This is a genomic window from Paeniglutamicibacter terrestris (assembly GCF_012271785.1).
In the GTDB taxonomy this organism is placed as follows: domain Bacteria; phylum Actinomycetota; class Actinomycetes; order Actinomycetales; family Micrococcaceae; genus Paeniglutamicibacter; species Paeniglutamicibacter terrestris.
This window is the reverse complement of the sequence record NZ_JAAWVT010000002.1, coordinates 146,487-163,149: the sequence shown is the minus strand read 5'-3', so window position 1 is coordinate 163,149 and position 16,663 is coordinate 146,487. Positions and strand designations below refer to the sequence as shown.

At 63.1% G+C, this 16,663-nt stretch carries 18 protein-coding genes; 7 read left to right on the top strand and 11 right to left on the bottom strand.

Translation table 11 applies throughout. From position 1 onward, the window contains the following. Positions 1-94: 94 nt before the first annotated feature. Positions 95-1,180, bottom strand: coding sequence for a redox-regulated ATPase YchF (gene ychF, locus HED64_RS06485; protein ID WP_168151269.1), 1,086 nt, complete (start codon positions 1,178-1,180; stop codon positions 95-97). Positions 1,181-1,233: 53 nt separating this feature from the next. On the opposite strand from ychF, the gene HED64_RS06480 reads away from it, so the two are divergent. Then, positions 1,234-2,460 (top strand): DNA recombination protein RmuC, encoded by a 1,227-nt coding sequence (locus tag HED64_RS06480; RefSeq protein ID WP_168151268.1) that lies wholly within the window; start codon positions 1,234-1,236, stop codon positions 2,458-2,460. Between the two features lie 139 nt (positions 2,461-2,599). Here HED64_RS06480 and HED64_RS06475 read toward each other — a convergent pair whose 3' ends face one another. Both HED64_RS06475 and HED64_RS06470 read right to left on the bottom strand, forming a co-directional pair. Further along, the gene (locus HED64_RS06475) at positions 2,600-3,700 is read right to left on the bottom strand and encodes a 4-hydroxy-3-methylbut-2-enyl diphosphate reductase (RefSeq protein WP_168151267.1); all 1,101 of its coding nucleotides are present in this window, start codon (positions 3,698-3,700) and stop codon (positions 2,600-2,602) included. A 53-nt stretch (positions 3,701-3,753) separates the two neighbouring features. Then, the gene (locus HED64_RS06470) at positions 3,754-4,698 is read right to left on the bottom strand and encodes a hypothetical protein (RefSeq protein WP_168151266.1); all 945 of its coding nucleotides are present in this window, start codon (positions 4,696-4,698) and stop codon (positions 3,754-3,756) included. Positions 4,699-4,841: 143 nt separating this feature from the next. On the opposite strand from HED64_RS06470, the gene xseA reads away from it, so the two are divergent. After that, complete coding sequence (xseA, locus tag HED64_RS06465) at positions 4,842-6,155, top strand: exodeoxyribonuclease VII large subunit (RefSeq protein WP_168151265.1); 1,314 nt, start codon at positions 4,842-4,844, stop codon at positions 6,153-6,155. Further along, complete coding sequence (locus HED64_RS06460; protein WP_168151264.1) at positions 6,152-6,373, top strand: exodeoxyribonuclease VII small subunit; 222 nt, start codon at positions 6,152-6,154, stop codon at positions 6,371-6,373. Before xseA ends, HED64_RS06460 begins: the two co-directional genes overlap by 4 nt. Positions 6,374-6,433: 60 nt before the next feature. Here HED64_RS06460 and HED64_RS06455 read toward each other — a convergent pair whose 3' ends face one another. From HED64_RS06455 to HED64_RS06440, 4 genes are all read right to left on the bottom strand, one after another. Continuing rightward, on the bottom strand, positions 6,434-7,309 hold the full coding sequence (locus HED64_RS06455) for a PPK2 family polyphosphate kinase (protein WP_168151263.1): 876 nt from the start codon (positions 7,307-7,309) through the stop codon (positions 6,434-6,436). Positions 7,310-7,548: 239 nt separating this feature from the next. Then, a complete protein-coding gene (locus HED64_RS06450) occupies positions 7,549-8,778 on the bottom strand; it encodes a pyridoxal phosphate-dependent aminotransferase (RefSeq protein WP_132358546.1) in 1,230 nt (409 codons plus the stop codon). A 154-nt stretch (positions 8,779-8,932) separates the two neighbouring features. Continuing rightward, positions 8,933-9,970, bottom strand: coding sequence for a type 2 periplasmic-binding domain-containing protein (locus HED64_RS06445; RefSeq protein ID WP_168151262.1), 1,038 nt, complete (start codon positions 9,968-9,970; stop codon positions 8,933-8,935). After that, positions 9,967-10,455, bottom strand: a complete 489-nt coding sequence (locus tag HED64_RS06440) for an NUDIX hydrolase (protein ID WP_168151261.1) — start codon at positions 10,453-10,455, stop codon at positions 9,967-9,969. The genes HED64_RS06445 and HED64_RS06440 overlap by 4 nt, the downstream gene beginning before the upstream one ends. 80 nt (positions 10,456-10,535) lie before the next feature. Here HED64_RS06440 and HED64_RS06435 point away from each other — a divergent pair, with 80 nt between their 5' ends. Next, entirely contained in the window at positions 10,536-11,042 is a 507-nt protein-coding gene (locus tag HED64_RS06435) for an Lrp/AsnC family transcriptional regulator (RefSeq protein ID WP_168151260.1), read from the top strand. A 58-nt stretch (positions 11,043-11,100) separates the two neighbouring features. Here HED64_RS06435 and HED64_RS06430 read toward each other — a convergent pair whose 3' ends face one another. From HED64_RS06430 to HED64_RS06420, 3 genes are all read right to left on the bottom strand, one after another. Further along, complete coding sequence (locus tag HED64_RS06430) at positions 11,101-12,432, bottom strand: phosphotransferase (RefSeq protein WP_168151259.1); 1,332 nt, start codon at positions 12,430-12,432, stop codon at positions 11,101-11,103. Between the two features lie 20 nt (positions 12,433-12,452). Further along, positions 12,453-13,334: a hypothetical protein gene (locus HED64_RS06425; RefSeq protein WP_168151258.1), complete on the bottom strand. Its 882-nt coding sequence runs from the start codon at positions 13,332-13,334 to the stop codon at positions 12,453-12,455. A gap of 286 nt (positions 13,335-13,620) precedes the next feature. Then, a complete protein-coding gene (locus HED64_RS06420; protein ID WP_168151257.1) occupies positions 13,621-14,235 on the bottom strand; it encodes a GNAT family N-acetyltransferase in 615 nt (204 codons plus the stop codon). A 51-nt stretch (positions 14,236-14,286) separates the two neighbouring features. Here HED64_RS06420 and HED64_RS06415 point away from each other — a divergent pair, with 51 nt between their 5' ends. The 3 genes from HED64_RS06415 to cpaB all read left to right on the top strand — a co-directional run bounded on the left by HED64_RS06415 (position 14,287) and on the right by cpaB (position 16,185). Continuing rightward, entirely contained in the window at positions 14,287-14,886 is a 600-nt protein-coding gene (locus HED64_RS06415) for a 5-formyltetrahydrofolate cyclo-ligase (RefSeq protein ID WP_168151256.1), read from the top strand. 153 nt (positions 14,887-15,039) lie between these two features. Next, the gene (locus tag HED64_RS06410) at positions 15,040-15,258 is read left to right on the top strand and encodes an FmdB family zinc ribbon protein (protein WP_168151255.1); all 219 of its coding nucleotides are present in this window, start codon (positions 15,040-15,042) and stop codon (positions 15,256-15,258) included. A 210-nt stretch (positions 15,259-15,468) separates the two neighbouring features. Then, complete coding sequence (gene cpaB, locus HED64_RS06405) at positions 15,469-16,185, top strand: Flp pilus assembly protein CpaB (RefSeq protein WP_168151254.1); 717 nt, start codon at positions 15,469-15,471, stop codon at positions 16,183-16,185. A gap of 112 nt (positions 16,186-16,297) precedes the next feature. Here cpaB and HED64_RS06400 read toward each other — a convergent pair whose 3' ends face one another. Beyond that, positions 16,298-16,651: a hypothetical protein gene (locus HED64_RS06400; RefSeq protein WP_168151253.1), complete on the bottom strand. Its 354-nt coding sequence runs from the start codon at positions 16,649-16,651 to the stop codon at positions 16,298-16,300. Positions 16,652-16,663: the final 12 nt, after the last annotated feature.

Below are 16,663 nucleotides of genomic sequence, written 5' to 3'. Positions count from 1 at the left end.
CAAAATGGTTGCATCTCAATACGACGACAAAGCCCCCGACTCCATGAAATGGAGCCGGGGGCCGAATGATGCCGCGTCCCTTGCGGGAATGGACCTAGACGTTGAAGCGGAACTCCACGACGTCGCCGTCCTTCATGATGTATTCCTTGCCTTCGATGCGCGCCTTGCCAGCGGACTTAGCCGCCGCGACAGATCCGGCTTCGACCAGTTCATCAAAACCGAAGACCTCGGCCTTGATGAAGCCGCGCTGGAAGTCGGTGTGAATGACGCCGGCGGCCTGCGGGGCGGTGGCGCCCTTCGGGATGGTCCAGGCGCGAGTTTCCTTCGGGCCTGCGGTGAGGTAGGTCTGCAAGCCCAGAGTGTAGAAGCCAACACGAGCCAGCTTGTCCAAGCCCGACTCGTTGTAGCCTGCATCCTCAAGCATCTCGGCTGCGTCTTCTTCGCTCAGCTCGGAGAGTTCGGATTCGAACTGGGCATCCAGGAAGATGGCCTCGGCCGGGGCGACGAGAGCGGAAAGCTCTGCCTGCATCTCCGTGTTGGCCAGACCTTCTTCGTCGGTATTAAAGACGTAGATGAACGGCTTGGTCGTCATCAGCTGCAGCGGAGCCAGCTCGTTGATGTCGATGCCTGCGGCCTTGCCTGCTGCATAAAGCGTCTCGCCCTTTTCCAGCACCTTCTGCGCGGCCTTGATGGTCTCGATGTACGACGCATCAATCTTCTTGGCACGCAGCTCTTTATCAAGGCGCGGCAGCTGGTTTTCGATGGTCTGCAGGTCAGCGAGGATCAGCTCGGTAGCGATCGTCTCGATGTCCGAGGCGGGATCGACCTTGCCGTCGACGTGAATCACGTCGGGGTCCGAGAAGGCACGCGTCACCTGGCAGATGGCCTCGGCTTCGCGGATGTTGGCCAGGAACTTATTGCCCAGACCTTCACCCTCGGAGGCACCCTTAACGATGCCGGCGATGTCCACGAAGGACACCGTTGCCGGAAGGATGCGCTCGGATCCGAAAATCTCGGCCAGCACCTTCAGGCGAGCATCGGGCAACGGCACGACACCCACATTGGGTTCGATGGTTGCGAACGGGTAGTTGGCCGCGAGAACCTGCGCGCGGGTAAGAGCATTGAACATTGTTGACTTGCCGACATTGGGCAGTCCGACGATTCCGATTGTAAGAGCCACGGGAATAGAGTCTACCGTTCAAAACTGTCGGTGGGTGCTGTCATGGTGCTCACATGGATGCTCTTTACTGGGTCACGGCCCTTTGTGCGCTAATTGTTGGGTTTGTTCTAGGCGTGTTCACGTGGTGGTTTATTAACCGTGTGCCGCTATCAGCCGCGCGCGCCGGGGCTTCGCTGGTGAGCAACGAGTTGGCGCTCACTGCACAGCTACTCTCCGGCGCGCAGGCCCAGGTGGCCGAGCTACGCGATCGAATCACGGACGATCGGACGCGTGATGGCCAGGAGCAGTCGGTACTGCTGGCTTTGGCGCCCGTGACAGATCAGCTGCGCCGGGTGGGTGCGCAGGTTGCGACGCTGGAACGTGACCGGGTGCAGCAATTCGGCGCGCTGCGTGAGCAATTGGCGCAGGCTGCACTGAATGATTCCGAACTGTTGCGCACCACCAGTTCCTTGGCTGCGGCGATGGTGAACAATGCGGCTCGCGGTACCTGGGGCGAGCTGCAATTGCGACGTGTGGTTGAGTCCGCAGGCATGCTGGCTCACGTGGACTTTATTGAACAGCTTGGCACGGCCACCGGGCTTCGCCCCGATATGGTGATCAAGTTGCCGGGCAACAAGCTGATCATTGTGGATTCAAAGGTGCCGTTGAGCTCCTATCTAAAGGCGCAGCAGCTCTCCGGCTCAACCCAGAGCGAGTCCATAATCCGGGCCAAGTTGCTCATGAAGGAGCACGCCAAGGCTCTGCGTCACCACGTTGATGCGCTGGCGGCTAAGTCCTATTGGAACTCGGTGGAGGGAACCCCGGAACTGGTGGTGTGCTTCCTGCCCGCCGAGTCCTTCCTGGCGGACGCACTGGAGGCGGACCCCGAGTTGCTGGATCACGCCTTTGGGAAGAACGTCGCACTGGCGTCACCGGCCACCTTGCTGGCCATGCTCAAGGGACTGGGTTTTGCCTGGCGGCAGGAATTGCTCACGGCCAACGCGCGGGACCTTTTCGTTGCCTCTCGGGAGCTGTATGACCGGCTCGGGACCATGGGCGGGCATGTGGCCAAGCTGGGGTCGTCCTTGCGCGGCAGCGTGGAGAAATACAACGCCTTCATCGGCACCCTTGAATCCCGGGTGCTACCCAGTGCCCGGCGCATCCGCGATCTTGATCCGGGGCTTGGCACCGAGCAAGACCCCGCCGCGGCGCTCCACTCTTTACCGCCCATCGAAGCCACCCCCCGAGCACTGAGTGCCGCTGAGATTCTGGGCACGGAATCTCTGGAGTCCCGGAGATAGCGGGGATAGCGGGGGTAACGGGGTTAGCGGGAGGGCGCCGGTCGATCAACTAAGCCGGTCATTAAACGGCAGTGCCGTGATGCCACGCTGGGGCATCACGGCACTGTCTCACCTGGCGGCAGCCGGTGATCGATCGAAATTAGCTGCTGATATCCGAAACGGTGATGCGGCCGCCCGGGCCGCGGGAATCATCGCCGGCCTCCTTGAGCTTGGCGCGGATCTCCTTGGGCAGCGAGAAGAGGATGTCTTCCTGCGCGGTGGTGACTTCCTCAACGGTTCCGTAGCCGTAATCGGCCAGCAGTGCGAGCACTTCGCGCACCAGCACCTCCGGCACCGAAGCTCCGGAGGTCACCCCAACGGTGCCGACGCCAACCAGCCAGGACTCATCAACTTCCGAAGCGTAATCAACGCGGTGAGCGGCCTTGGCACCATGTTCCAGGGCCACCTCAACCAGGCGCACCGAGTTCGACGAGTTCGAGGAACCGACCACGATGACCAGGTCACTCTGCGGGGCGATGGCCTTGATGGCTGCCTGCCGGTTGGTGGTCGCGTAGCAAATGTCATCACTCGGCGGATCCTGCAGGTTGGGGAATCGGGCGCGCAAGCGGCGCACCGTCTCCATGGTCTCGTCCACCGACAGGGTGGTCTGGGAGAGCCAGATGAGCTTGTCCGGGTTGGACACCTCAATGGTGTCGGCTTCGGCCGGATTGTTCACGATCTGGGTGTGTTCCGGTGCCTCGCCGTAGGTTCCCTCGACCTCTTCGTGTCCTTCGTGCCCGATGAGCAGGATCTCGTAGTCGTCCTTGGCGAAGCGCACCGCTTCCTTGTGCACCTTGGTCACCAGCGGGCAGGTCGCATCGATGGTGCGCAGTCCGCGATCAGCGGCCGAGGCAACCACAGCGGGGGAAACGCCGTGGGCTGAGAAGACGACCAGAGCGCCCTCGGGCACCTCGTCGTTTTCTTCAACAAAAATGGCGCCGCGGGCCTCAAGAGTTGAGACCACATGCAGGTTGTGGACGATCTGCTTACGAACGTAGACCGGTGCGCCGTAGTGCTCCAATGCTTTTTCCACGGCAATCACTGCACGGTCAACGCCGGCGCAGTAACCACGCGGGGCGGCCAGCAGCACGCTGCGCTCCCCCGGGACCGGAGCAGCTGCGGCAATTTCTGCCGGCGTTTTGCGCGATCGAGGGATTCTGGGCATCGGAAGGGAGACCTGGACGGTGGAACTGGTAGCCATAAAACTAGTCTACTTCGCCGGTGGAATCGCTGCCGTGACTTTCCGCCGTGGGCCTAGCCCGCCCGCGGTGCGTCAACCACCTTCGAACGCGCCCAGAGCCAGCCGATGGACCCGAGAACCACGACAACACCGCCACCGATCAAGATGGTGGTGATAGATCCTAGTTCAGAGCGCAGCCCGGTGATCAAGGCCGTGGTGACCAAGCTCTCCACGCTTGTGCCCTGCGCGCTAGCATCCTGCGTGCCGGTGCTCAGGCGTGACGTGAAGCTCGCGCGGACGATACCGCCGAGCACCACGGCCGCGGCCCCGGCAATCAACAACGCCGTACGGCGTCCGGCACCAATACCGCTTCGCAACCCCAGGACCGCGGCGAGCACGGCGCCGGCGGCAAACCAACCCCAGCCGCGGGCCAGAGCAAGCCAGGAGTTCAGGGTCTCGGTAGGCAGGTGCGAGGCCTGCGGCCAACCGGTATCCAGCACCGCCGGTGGCACATTCAGCGTGTTGGGCAGAAGTGCTCCCAATCGTGAACCAGCCAGCGAGCTATGCAAGGCCTCATAACCCGACCCAACCAGTGGTGCCACGTCCAGGCGCAGTGACACTTGTTCGGTACCCTCTGGTGCCGCGGCAGCGGCATCAAGCCGACTCACAAAGTCGGCACGCGACGTTTCAACGGTTTGTTCCCACGAGGCAGCAAAACTTGGGGTATCCAACAAGGCACCGGCAGCGATGGTGGTGGCCTTCTCCAACGGGATCAAAAAGATCGAGGGCAGCGAAATCTCCTCGGTGATCTGCGCCGAGAGTGGGGCACTGAGCTCTTGTGGCAGTGCCTGACGCAGCGCCGGGTCCACGGCCAACGGCGCCAGAATGCGTTGGAGCGGCTCGGGGGTGTCGATCAATTCGACGGCCTTGGAACCGACCATCGCTATGGTGCCCAGCAGCACGGATAGCAGCAGGAAAACGCAGGCGACCACGTTGCGGGCCGTACGAGAAATATTCACGATGCTCCTAGACTGGTGCGGACACCGGATGGGCCGGGCGCGCCCGGAAACGGCGTTTTGTCCTACGTTACTGGTATCAATGATGATGGTGGAGGTTCAACACCGCCCACTGCCAGTACCCCAAGGAAGGCGCGCACCCCCACGTGGAGCAAACACCAGACACCCAAGGATCGTTGCCGCGTACCGCCGCGGCCACCACGCCGGAGAATCCCTGGCCGCTGCGGGTGTTGAGCGAAAAGCTCAAGGCGCACATCGAGAATTCCCCCGAGTCCTGGGTGGAGGGGCAGCTGCTGGAGGCGAATATTCGCAACGGGCATGCCTACCTGACACTGCGCGACGTGGATGTTGACTATTCCTTCTCCGTGACGGTGTGGGCATCGGTCATGCGCACCCTTGATATCGCCCCCGAGGTCGGCGCCCGAGTGGTGGCGCGGGTGAAGCCCAGTTTCTACACCAAGACCGGACGACTCTCGCTGAACGCCTTTGATCTGCGCCCCGTTGGCCTCGGTGATCTCTTGGCGCGGCTAGAACGGTTGCGTCGTGCGCTGTTCGACGAGGGCCTTTTTGATCCGGCTCGGAAGCTGCGCCTGCCACTACTGCCCGGTCGCATCGGGCTGATTACCGGACGTAACTCCGATGCCGAGAAGGACGTGATTCGCAACGCCACCCTGCGCTGGCCCGCTGTCGCCTTCGATATCCGCAACACCGCCGTCCAAGGCGTTAATGCGGTCCCCGAGGTCATCGCCGCGCTGCGCGAACTCGATGCGAACCCGCAGATCGAGGTGATCATCATCGCCCGCGGTGGCGGCGCATTGGAGGATCTGTTGCCCTTCAGTTCCGAAGATCTGGTGCGTGCCGTGGCCGCCTGTGGCACCCCGGTGATCTCCGCCATTGGGCACGAGGCCGATCGCCCGATCCTCGATGACGTGGCGGATCTGCGGGCTTCAACACCCACCGATGCTGCCAAGCGGGTGGTGCCAGATCTGGTGGAGGAACTGGCCAACCTGGCACATGCCCGGGCGCGGCTTGACCGCGCGGTACGAACGAATGTTCAACGTGAGGCCCAACGCATCGCCTCACTACGTGCTCGTCCGGTGTTGGCCAATCCACAATCGATCATCCAGGGACGCGGCGAGGACATCGAGCGCCTCTCCCGGCGTGGCACCCTGGCCATGCGCTCCTCGCTCGCTCGCGGGCATGACTCCATCGCTCACCTCCGCGCTCAGGTGCGCGCGTTGTCCCCACAGCAGACCTTGGACCGTGGTTATGCCGTGGTGACGGCCGATGGCGGAGGGATCGTGCGTTCGGCCGGTGATGCTCCGGTGCACAGCCTGATCGGTGTGCGACTGGCGCATGGCCAGCTCAACGCCACCGTGACCTCCAGCAACGTCCCCGCACCTAGTACCAACAGCCCACAGCACACACAGACACTCACCAACAAAGGACAATCCGCATGAGCACGCAAGCAGCTAACACCGACATCGCCGCACTGAGCTACGAGCAGGCGCGCGAGGAACTGGTGGCAGTGGTGGCCCAGCTTGAGGCCGGGGCAGCCACGCTGGAACAATCCCTGGGATTGTGGGAGCGCGGCGAGGCCCTGGCTGCACGCTGCGAGGCCTGGCTGCAGGGTGCCACCGCGCGCTTGGATGCTGCGCGCGCTCCCGAATCCGAATAGTTAGTTCTCCCCCGGGCTCCCCCGGTCTAACCGAGACCGATTATCCGGCCACCCACCGGGTTAGGAAGCGGCTAGCCGACGCTTCTGCTCCTTGACGTCGAAGTCTGCGGCTGGCCACTGCGGATTGATCCCCTTCAGTGCCTGCTGCAGCAAGGTGGCCACGGCCAGGCGGGCGTACCATTTGCGGTCCGCCGGAATGACAAACCACGGGGCAGCGTCGGTGTGAGTGCGTTCGATGGCGCTCTCGTAGGCGCCCATGTATGCCTCCCACAACTCGCGCTCGTCGATATCCCCGGGGTTGAATTTCCAGAACTTGTCTTCACGCTCCAGTCTTTCGGCCAGCCGCGCGCCCTGCTCGTCCTTGGAGATGTGGAGCATCACTTTGATGATGGTGGTGCCCTGCTGAACCAGCTCGGCCTCAAAATCGTTGATGGCGCCGTAACGGCGTTCGATCTCCTCGGCCGGAGAAAGACCCCTGACCTTGTGGATCAGCACGTCCTCATAGTGCGACCGATCAAAAACACCAATCTGGCCGGCACCGGGAAGCTGCTTGTTCACGCGCCACAGGAAGTCGTGGCGCTTTTCGGCCGGCGTGGGTGCCTTAAACGCGTAGTGTTTCACGCCCTGCGGATCAACCGCCCCCACCACATGGCGCACGATGCCGCCCTTGCCGGAGGTGTCCATGCCCTGGAGAATCAGCAGCACCTTCTGCTGCGCACCCGCGCGCGAAGCGGCAAAAAAGCGTTCCTGCAATTCACTGAGTTCGCCCGCTACCACGGCAAGATCCTTGGTGCCACTGGCCTTATCCCCGGTGTAACCGGGAGTGGAGGACGGATCAATTTCTGCCAGCGACACGTCGGAAGTTACCGACAGGGCGGAGCGGGCAACATCGCCAAAGCTTGCCGGTTTTTTCTTCGCTTTTTGCTTCGTGCTCATGTGAGGGCCGACTTTCCGGTTCGAGAATGTTGGACCTAGCGTACGGCATGGGCATTAACGTTTGGGGTGTGCGCCGGCCCCTCCTCGAGTTGCGGAGGGCTGGCGCAGCGCTCCTGTTCGTTTCGCACGGTGGCCAGCAGGGCACAAAAAAGCGCGCTGGTCCCCTGACCGGTGCGCCGATACCTCGGTGCACGGGGAAACCAGCGCGCCTTGACGACGCTGAGTACCGTCAGAACCTGCTAGACGCTGAGCTTGCCCTCACGCAGGTCCTCGAGGAACTCGGCGATGCGGCCGATGGCCTCACGCAAATCGCGTACTGCCGGCAGGGTGACCAAGCGGAAGTGATCCGGTGCTACCCAGTTGAAGGCGGTGCCCTGGGTGATGAGCATCTTCTGCGCCTTGAGCAGTTCCAGGGCGAAGGCCTCGTCGTCGTGGATCGGGTAGACCTCGGGGTCAAGCTTCGGGAAGAGGTACATCGCACCCTTGGCCTGCTGCACCGAGACCCCGGGGATGTCATTGAGCATCGCGAAGGCGATATCGCGCTGTTCCTTCAGCCTTCCGCCGGGCAGGATCAGGTCGTTGATCGACTGGTAGCCGCCCAGCGCCGTCTGGATCGCGTGCTGTCCGGGAACGTTGGCGCACAGGCGCATGTTGGTGAGCAGATTAATGCCCTCGATGTAGTCCTTCGCCAGGTGCTTGGGACCAGAGATGGCCATCCATCCGGAGCGGAAGCCGCAGACCCGGTAGGCCTTGGAGAGTCCGGAGAAGGTCAGCACCAGCACGTCGTCGGCCAACGCGGCGGTGTTGATGTGCACGGCATCGTCGTAGAGGATCTTCTCGTAGATCTCATCGGAAAACACGATCAGCTTGTGTTTGCGTGCCAGCTCCAGGATGCCCTCGAGCGTGTCCTTCGGGTACACGGCGCCGGTGGGGTTATTCGGGTTAATCAGGACGATGCCCTTGGTGCGCGGGGTGATCTTCGCTGCCATGTCTTCGAGGTCCGGCAGCCAGCCTTCTTCCTCGGTGTTCAGGTAGTGCACCGGGGTGCCACCGGCCAGCGATACCGATGCCGTCCATAGCGGGTAGTCCGGGGCAGGGATCAGGACCTCGTCGCCATTGTTCAGCAGCGCATTCAGGGACAAGGTGATCAGTTCGGAGACACCGTTGCCGAGGTACACGTCATCAACACCGATGGTCTGGATACCGCGGGTCTGGTAGTACTGCGAAACGGCGGTGCGCGCGGAGAAGATGCCCCGGGAGTCCGAGTAGCCCTGCGCGTTGGGAAGATTGCGCATCATGTCCACGAGGATCGCGTCCGGCGCCTCGAAGCCGAAGGGTGCCGGGTTACCGATGTTCAGCTTCAGAATGCGCTGGCCTTCGGCCTCCATCCTTTGGGCGTGTTCCAGCAGCGGCCCGCGAATATCGTAGAGAACGTTGTGGAGTTTCGTGGACTGCTTGAATTCTGGCATGCTCTTACTTTCTCATTTTGGGCCGGGTGCACGCTGGCACTGTGAGCAAAACTACAGCGTGTGACGCCGGATGCTACGTGCCGACGCGGTCGCTGGCCCGCTGTCGGGTTACTTCTTCGGGGGCCTCATCCACGTGTTAGCCGCGGGAAGCGAGCTAAGGCGCCACTAACAGCGACCTGTCGGTGAGCCAATCGTGAGCGGCGCTGCGCGCGTCGACCGCGTCGCCTCCGGTGACCATCCGGTTGAGGTCCTGCAGGTCTTCTTGTTTGAGCGCGGCACTGAGCTTATTGATGGCCTTGATCGCGTCCTGGCCCACTCCCTCGGTGGTAATCACCGGGGTCAGAGACTGCGGGGCGAATAGTGCAGCGGTGTCCTCAAGCTGAACCAAGGCGTTGTCGATGATCCCGGCGTTATCCACCGTGGTGGCCTGGATCTGCACCTCGTCACCGATCACCGGCAGCACATCGCTCGCCGCCTCATCATCTAGTTCAGTGACCGACTTGGGTGAACAGGAAACACTCTGGCGCAACAACGCCAGCAGCTCGGCTGAATCCTTGGTGGCGATGCCAAAATCCAGCCGGTGGCAAAGCGCCCCGAGTTCGGTGAGGTTCACCAAGGGACCCGCAGCACTGGTGGCCTGGGTGAGCACTAGGGTTCCGGTGCGTTCGGCGGCGGCGGAATCGAGTACCGCAAAACCCTTCGGTGCCAGGGCGTGCAGTGCCTTGATGGTTGCGCCGGTGTCCAGTACTCCCGGGGCACCGGGCAACACGGGCGATGAGTTCGCAGCTGTGCCGCTTGTTGTAGTTTCGGCCGTCGCATTGGCCTGGGGCACCGCACTGAGCGCACCGAGCATCGCGCTGGAGCCGCCGATCGCGACGTCGGCCTTGCCCGCGAGCACCGCGGCGATCGGATCTGCGGTGGGATCGGCGAGCTTCGTCTGGACCCCGGCGTCGGAAAGCATCTGCTGGTAGGCGGCGCTCAGCGCCTGCGCCGTGGCGTCTGGACCTTGGGCCAGGATAAGCTCTCGCTCCGTGGTGGCCTGAGCCGTGTGCACCGGCGAGTCGGACGTACAGGCACCCAGCACGAGCCCCAGCACCATCAGGCCAGCGGCACCGATGATCGTGCGGCCGCGCGGCAACGAGTGCCGAGGTTGGGCACGCTGTGACTCACCGTTTCCGGTGTAGCGCCTCACGAGGCACTGACCTGGTGACGGTGTGCGAGCAAAGATTCGATGGCCGTATCGACGCGGGCCACGCGCGGCAGTGCGGCTACCTCGGTGAGCGGGAACCAGGCCGCCTGGCTGGTGGTGCCGGCTTCTTCATGGCGCAGTTCGCCCCCGGTCACGGTGGCCGAGTAGATGACAGCAACCGTCTGCATGGGGCGATCCTTGCCGCTGTAACGCTGGTGTGCGGGGATGATCCCGGATTCCACGCTGAGCAGGTCATCAATTTGCACGCTGTAGCCCGTTTCCTCGGTGACCTCACGCGCCGCTCCGGCATCAATGGCCTCACCGAGCTCAACACCCCCGCCGGGCAGGGTCCAGCGCGGCACAAAGCTGGGTTCCTGCGCGCGCATGTCCCAGAAGGCCAGCAGGATCGATCCGTCGCGGATCACCACACAATAGGCTGCGAGGCGGGTGTCGAAGCCCGTGGGGGCAGAGGGTTGTGGGTTGGTCATGATTCCATTTTAGGCCGTGCCGAGGCTTTCCCTCGGCTCCAAAGCACCACAAGACGCGACAACTGTGATGGAATATCAGCATGGCACCTTCAACTTTTCCGCAACAACCGGTTGATCTTGACGCTGTTGACCGTCGAATTATTCAGGAATTGGTCGCCGATGCGCGCTTAAGCAACGCTTCGCTGGCGCAGCGCACCGGCATCGCTCCATCCACCGCACTGCTGCGTACCCGCGCGCTGATTGAGCGCGGTGTACTCACCGGCTATCACGCCGAGGTGAGCCTGCCGACCGTGGGGCGCAGCGTTCAGGCGTTGATTTCGGTTCGGCTGCGCGTGCATGACCGAGTGCAGATCGATCGCTTCACTCAGAAAATGCCGACGTTGCCCGAGGTCCTCTCGATGTTCCACATCTCCGGGGCCAATGACTACCTGCTGCACATCGCTGTCAGTTCCACCGAGGCCCTGCGCGATTGGGTGCTTGATAATCTGGCGACCGATGAATCCGTCGGGCATACCGAGACGACCCTGGTCTTCGGCCACCACAAGGGCCTTGGCGGACCGATCCCCGAGGACCTTCCAGAACTTTAGGTTCCGGCTTGTCACGGGGCCGTTGATAGTTCACGTGGATCTGCTGGGCGGTGCCACCTTAGGCGCAAGCGTCGGCGCGCCAGAGTAATTTGCGCACCGTTTTCAGTCGTTCTTCGGCCACGTCTTCCCAGATATCCGCACCGAGGTTCCGGGATCCGGCGATCAGCGTTAACGCCACCGCCGCCGCCCGTGCCCAGAGGCTGCGGGGATCAACGGCCGTTTCAAACACGGAGCCAAAGCGTTCCATGGTCCCCGTTGCCGCCCGGTTTTTCTCGCCCAGCGACGGCAGAATGGCCAGATGACCCAGGAGGCATCCGAGGTCATCAACGCGGTAGCCCGGTCCCAACGAATCCAGATCGAGCAGACTAGTGATTCTTCCGTTGCGCAGCAAGATGTTTGCATCGTAAAAATCGCCATGAGTCGGGACCAACTCACCGCGCTCCGAGCGCTGAAGATGCACCTCGATCTTGCTTACCAACAACTCAATCTCCCGCTCACGATGCGGCAGCGTCAGTGTTGCTGCCCCCTGATAACGGCGCAGTGAATCGCTCCAGGCAGGTCGCCGAGGCAGTTCCATGACGGTTTCGGGCAACGCATCAAGGCAGGAGATGAAGTCCTGCGGATCCAGATCCGTGCCCGCATGTTGCCGGATGGATTCACTCAGAGAAACACCGCTTCCGGCTTCCAGCGCGATGATACCCCGATGGCTTGGCTCGATGAGCGCGGGCGAGGGAATATCGCTGGCCTCCATGAGCCGATGCCGGCGCGCCAGTGCGGCAATCGCTGTGGGGTGCCCGACCTTGAGGAAGATCTTGCGCACGATCTTCAGCGGCCCCAGCGTGGTGAACGTCGCTTCGATCACGGCACGGCGCAGGGGCCTGTAGGCCATCATCCGCAGCCCGGTCAGCAGCTCCGCATGCCCCCACACTTCGAGCACACGTGTCCTATCGGTGGCCATGGCCAGCGCCGGTAGCTTCGGGTCGTGCGGGTGAATCCAGCCGCTGACCCGCACCACCGAGCCGGAGGGATCCTGCTCGTCGCCCGGAATCTGCACATCAATTCCGGCAAGCCCGCTGGAGATAGAGGTACTTTTCATCCCGGCACTAGGCAACACTCGGGTTGCGGCAGGTTGAGCGGCGGGGAGTTTTTCGGTGCTCAGACCCAGTTCGTTGAACCCCGTGCCGGCGGGCATCCGATAGATGGCACTGATGCCGGCGCCGGGGCGATGCCCGAAGCGGAGCCGGTTAGCCTCGTAGTCCCATGTTCCGGTGGGCGGATGACCGCCCAGCTGGGCAATCATCGCGGGGATCGCCGAGCTCAGGGCGCTGAGCTGTGCTTGCCCGGAACGCGCGACGGCGGCGGAGAACCTCGGCGCGGAAGGATCAATCATGCCGAGCTCTGCGGAAACGTCTAGGCGCGGCGACGCTGCATGACGTCGTCAAGGTTGATCCGGTCCGCTGCCGAGTCAGTGCGTGGTGCCCGAGCGGTGTTGGCTGCCTCGGTTTCCGGGCTCTGCTCAACGGCTGCGCTGGCGGCGGGGGAAGTCGTAGTCGCTGCAGTTATCGCGGCAGGGGCGGCCGGTTCGCCGTCGATGGAACCGGCGGTAGCTGGCACCGCTGCGGGAGCATCGGGGGCCGGGGTAATCTTCGGCAATGCTGTCTCAACCTCGGTGGTGCCCAGTGCCTCGGCAAGACGAGCAGCGGCTTCCTGGGAGCGCAGGCTGGCGTTGCTTGATGCCTTGGGTGCCTCGGCGGGCTGCAGCGGGGCGGGACTCGGGCGCTTGGTGACTGCGGCGGCATTGGCAACGACGTACTGCGGCAGCGGAACCTCAATGAGTTCCCAGCCCTCGGGGCGCTGTAGTGCCGCACCATTGTTTGCGATGCGCAGGGCCTCGGCCCGCAGTTCCTGAACCGTGAGGCGGGGAGCCTGCTTATTCGAGTTCGGCTGAGCGTCGAAGACCACTGCCTGCTTTTTGCGCGGTTCCACGTGTTCGGTGGTACGTACTTCCAACGCCAGTTCACGGGTTTTTGCCATCCGGGCCAGCAGCTTGGCACGTCGGTCACGTACCGCCAGGGCACGCAGGGTGGAGAAGCTGGCAAGGCTAAGCAGCAGCCCGATCAGCGGAATAACACCGGAGAACACACCGGCCATGGCCAACGGTCCGCCAATGAGAAAGGCCAGCACTGCCAGGCATCCGAGCACGGCAACGGCCAGGCGGTCATAGAAGATCCGCAGGGGTGCCTGCGGGATCTCATCGGACGCGGCTGAAGCGTGGGGTGCTAGCTGTGCCATGTTGCTCCTTCGTCGGCTGGCGACTACGTTCATCTGCGGATCTGCCCGGCGCTGCAAGTCTGTTGCCGGTGTGCTCCGCTATTGGTGCTTGTTGTGCCGCGACTCCGACGGGCCTCTTCCAAGGCAACAGCCGGAAAATAGCGTCATTGTGAAACGTCCACGTCAACCACATTAAGCATGCTTGCACGTTGGACGCGGCATTCGGCCCGGTGTGTCCGGTAATACTGCGGACAAAGTTGATTATTTCCGTGTATTGGACGATAGCCGGCCAGATCTTGCGCCGGTGCTACCGCGCCAGCCAGCGCGCCAGAAGTCCCTGCGGGATTTCTGGCGCGGTCAGGGCGAAGCTCTGGTGATCTGCCCAGGCCCCGTTGATGTGCAGAAAATCCTTGCGCAGGCCCTCATCGCGGAAGCCAAGTTTTTCCACCAACCGCAGGCTTGGCGCATTCTGCGGCCGGATGTTGATTTCGATGCGGTGCAGCCCCATGGTCAAAAAACAGTGGTCCACCGCCACGGCCACAGCCTCCGGGGTCAAACCCGCCCCGGCGTGCCGCGCATCAATCCAGTAGCCGATCGATCCGCTGCGTGCTGCTCCCCACGCGATGGTGGAAACGGTGAGCTGCCCAATGATCGGCGCCGAGCGCACGTGTAGCGACGGCAGGGTGATGGCCCAGGGCAAACACTGTCCCAGCCGTGCAGCCCGGTTCTGCGTTGAGACCATCGCCGAGAAGTTGGCCGGGTAGCCGTCGCCATCGGGAAGCGTCGCGTCCCAGGGGGTGAGCCAATCTGCGTTAGCTCGGCGCAAGGCCGTCCATTCGGCCTTGTCACGACGGCGCATGGGGCGCAGGAGCACTCGTGGTCCCTGCAGACTCACGGGCCACTGGCGATCAAATTCGGACATGCACCAATCCTATCGAGGCGTGGGCTCAGCTCCGTGCATAGACTGTGGTGCGTGAGTGAGCCGAACAAGGAAACCATCCGCCAACAGTTTCGTGCCAAACGGCGCGCCCTGGGTGCGGCGGGTCGTGAAGAGCAGATGTCCCGGATCACCGAGGAGCTGTTGGCGTGGCTTGAAGATCACGCGCCGCGGCGCTCCGTGACGTGTTTTCTGTCCTACGGCGCCGAGCCACCCACCGCCGCACTGCTGGAGCGACTGGATGAGGCCGGGTATCTGGTTCATGTTCCGATTTGTGAACCGGCCCGGCGCTTGTCATGGACACGCTGGTATCCGGGAGTCGCGATGAACCGCAGCGCCGTGGGGCCGATAGATGAACCGGTGGGTGAGCGCCGGGGTGCGGAGATGATGGCGGACGTCGATGTCATCATGGTGCCGGCACAAGCGGTTGATGAACATGGCGATCGGCTGGGTCAAGGCGGAGGCTACTACGACCGGTTTATCGCCGAATTGCCGGGCCCGCCTCTGCGTCCACAGCTGATCAGCATCGTCTTTGACCACGAGTTCCTGGCACCCGGGAGCTTCCCCGTCGAACTCTTTGATCAGCGGGTTGATGCGGTGGTGACACCCGCCGGGGTGCGGAACCTCACCACGTAGCGCGGGCTCGGTACGTTAGAATTGGTGTAAGCGGTCGCCCTCGGGTGCCCGCATCCCCATATTATTCATCGCTTGCCCGGGGTCCCGAGCGCGGCACATTACCGCCGCCAAGGATCCCGCGGACCGGCACGCACCTCGTGCGAAAGGATCGTAATGCCTACCTATGTTTACGCCTGCAAGGATTGTGGCCACGCCATGGAGGTTGTCCAGTCGTTCTCCGACGAGGCACTGACCATCTGCCCCGAGTGCCAGGGTGCACTGCGCAAAAAGTTCAACAGCGTCGGTGTGGTCTTTAAGGGATCCGGCTTCTACAGCAACGATTCTCGATCAACCACCAGCTCCAGCACCCCGGCCTCCGCCAGCGTCAGCTAGGTAGCAGCCAACCGCTGCTAGGCGGTAGGGCGGGCATTGCCCGTCCCCTCCCCGCCCTTGAACTCAGCATCATGATTCGGCACACTCCTGCCCGGATCGGCCGTGACTCTGCACTTGCCCGCACAATGGCGGCAGGGGCAGAACGCGGCTTGTTAGCTCCTCGTCATGGGTCCACACCTTCCGGTGGTGGGCCCATGACTTGCTTAACGCATGCTACTTTTTCGCTCCACCCCCAAATCCCCACCGCATCTTCGCCGCCCGGAGCCACGCCGGTCGGCTGGCGAACTCTTCGCCAAATACCGCAGACACCTCACCGCGGCACTGGCCATGGTGGCTCTGGCACTCTCCCTGACGGTGCTGGCTCCCGCCACGGAGGAACACGTTAGCGTACTGGTGGCCGCCCGCGATCTACCCGTGGGCAGTGAACTGCACACCGAGGACCTGCGTACTGCCTCGATCCCCCGGGCCCTGATCCCTAGTGGCGGCTACGGACTAGGTCCACCTGCCGCAGGTTCCCGTCTAGCCATTCCGGTGCTGGCCGGGTCGCCAGTGTTACAGACCATGGTGATCGGTCCCGGGCTGCTTGCGGGTCTGGCTCCGGGCAGCGTCGCGGTACCGCTTCGATTAGATGATGAACAGACGGCGTCGTTGGTGCGTGCCGGGCAACGGGTGGACGTGGTCCTCACGGAGGGCAACGGGTTTGAAACGAAGCTGAATTCGCGAGTGCTGGCCCGCGCCGTGCCGATCCTCTGGACCGGAGCACAATTAGCCACCGATGGGCAAAGCCCGTGGGGAGTCTCTTCATCCACCGCGGAAGGCGGTTTGATCGTTGTGGGTGCGGGAGCCGAAGGTGCCGAAGAGCTCTCCACCGCGGCGCAGCGCGGAAGGGTTTCGGTGGTTCTGGTCAATCCCGCAGTTGGTGATTAGAGCCGGTTGGCCCGGCGAGGGTGGGAACTGCCGGCTAGCGAGCGGCTAAACCCACGTTATGGATGCGCGGCTCACGCTGTGCGTGGGATGCAAAAAGTGAGGCGTCGCTCGCTTAGGACCAGTGAGGCGGACGCTGCGACTTCATCCAGTCACCCAGATCGTCCTCCGCATCACCCCAGCGCCGGGGGTCATCTTCCGCCGCCGTCTGCTCAAACACCGGATCAGCTGTGGGAACGGGGGTACGGGGGTGCGTTGCTGCGCCGGGTCCCACGTCGGTCCCGGCTTCGGTTCCGGAATCGGTCCCCGATGGGGCCTTGGCCGTGCCGAGGGGCTCTGCTTCCGGACGCCCGGCGCCGTGGGGCAACACAAAGGTGCCCACCAGCTTTGATTCACTGACGCGCTGCGGTTCGGCGGTGTAGCGCCGCGACTTCTTTTCTCGCGGCGCTACGGCGTCATCGTCCATCATGTTCTTCACCAG

Coding starts and splice junctions, on each gene's coding strand:
- cpaB (WP_168151254.1), top strand. CDS start 15,469: ATGCTACTTTTTCGCTCCACCCCCAAATCCCCACCGCATCTTCGCCGC.
- HED64_RS06475 (WP_168151267.1), bottom strand. CDS start 3,700: ATGGCTACCAGTTCCACCGTCCAGGTCTCCCTTCCGATGCCCAGAATC.
- HED64_RS06460 (WP_168151264.1), top strand. CDS start 6,152: ATGAGCACGCAAGCAGCTAACACCGACATCGCCGCACTGAGCTACGAG.
- HED64_RS06425 (WP_168151258.1), bottom strand. CDS start 13,334: ATGGCACAGCTAGCACCCCACGCTTCAGCCGCGTCCGATGAGATCCCG.
- HED64_RS06480 (WP_168151268.1), top strand. CDS start 1,234: ATGGATGCTCTTTACTGGGTCACGGCCCTTTGTGCGCTAATTGTTGGG.
- HED64_RS06420 (WP_168151257.1), bottom strand. CDS start 14,235: ATGTCCGAATTTGATCGCCAGTGGCCCGTGAGTCTGCAGGGACCACGA.
- HED64_RS06455 (WP_168151263.1), bottom strand. CDS start 7,309: ATGAGCACGAAGCAAAAAGCGAAGAAAAAACCGGCAAGCTTTGGCGAT.
- HED64_RS06400 (WP_168151253.1), bottom strand. CDS start 16,651: ATGATGGACGATGACGCCGTAGCGCCGCGAGAAAAGAAGTCGCGGCGC.
- HED64_RS06410 (WP_168151255.1), top strand. CDS start 15,040: ATGCCTACCTATGTTTACGCCTGCAAGGATTGTGGCCACGCCATGGAG.
- HED64_RS06440 (WP_168151261.1), bottom strand. CDS start 10,455: ATGACCAACCCACAACCCTCTGCCCCCACGGGCTTCGACACCCGCCTC.
- HED64_RS06430 (WP_168151259.1), bottom strand. CDS start 12,432: ATGATTGATCCTTCCGCGCCGAGGTTCTCCGCCGCCGTCGCGCGTTCC.
- HED64_RS06450 (WP_132358546.1), bottom strand. CDS start 8,778: ATGCCAGAATTCAAGCAGTCCACGAAACTCCACAACGTTCTCTACGAT.
- HED64_RS06435 (WP_168151260.1), top strand. CDS start 10,536: ATGGCACCTTCAACTTTTCCGCAACAACCGGTTGATCTTGACGCTGTT.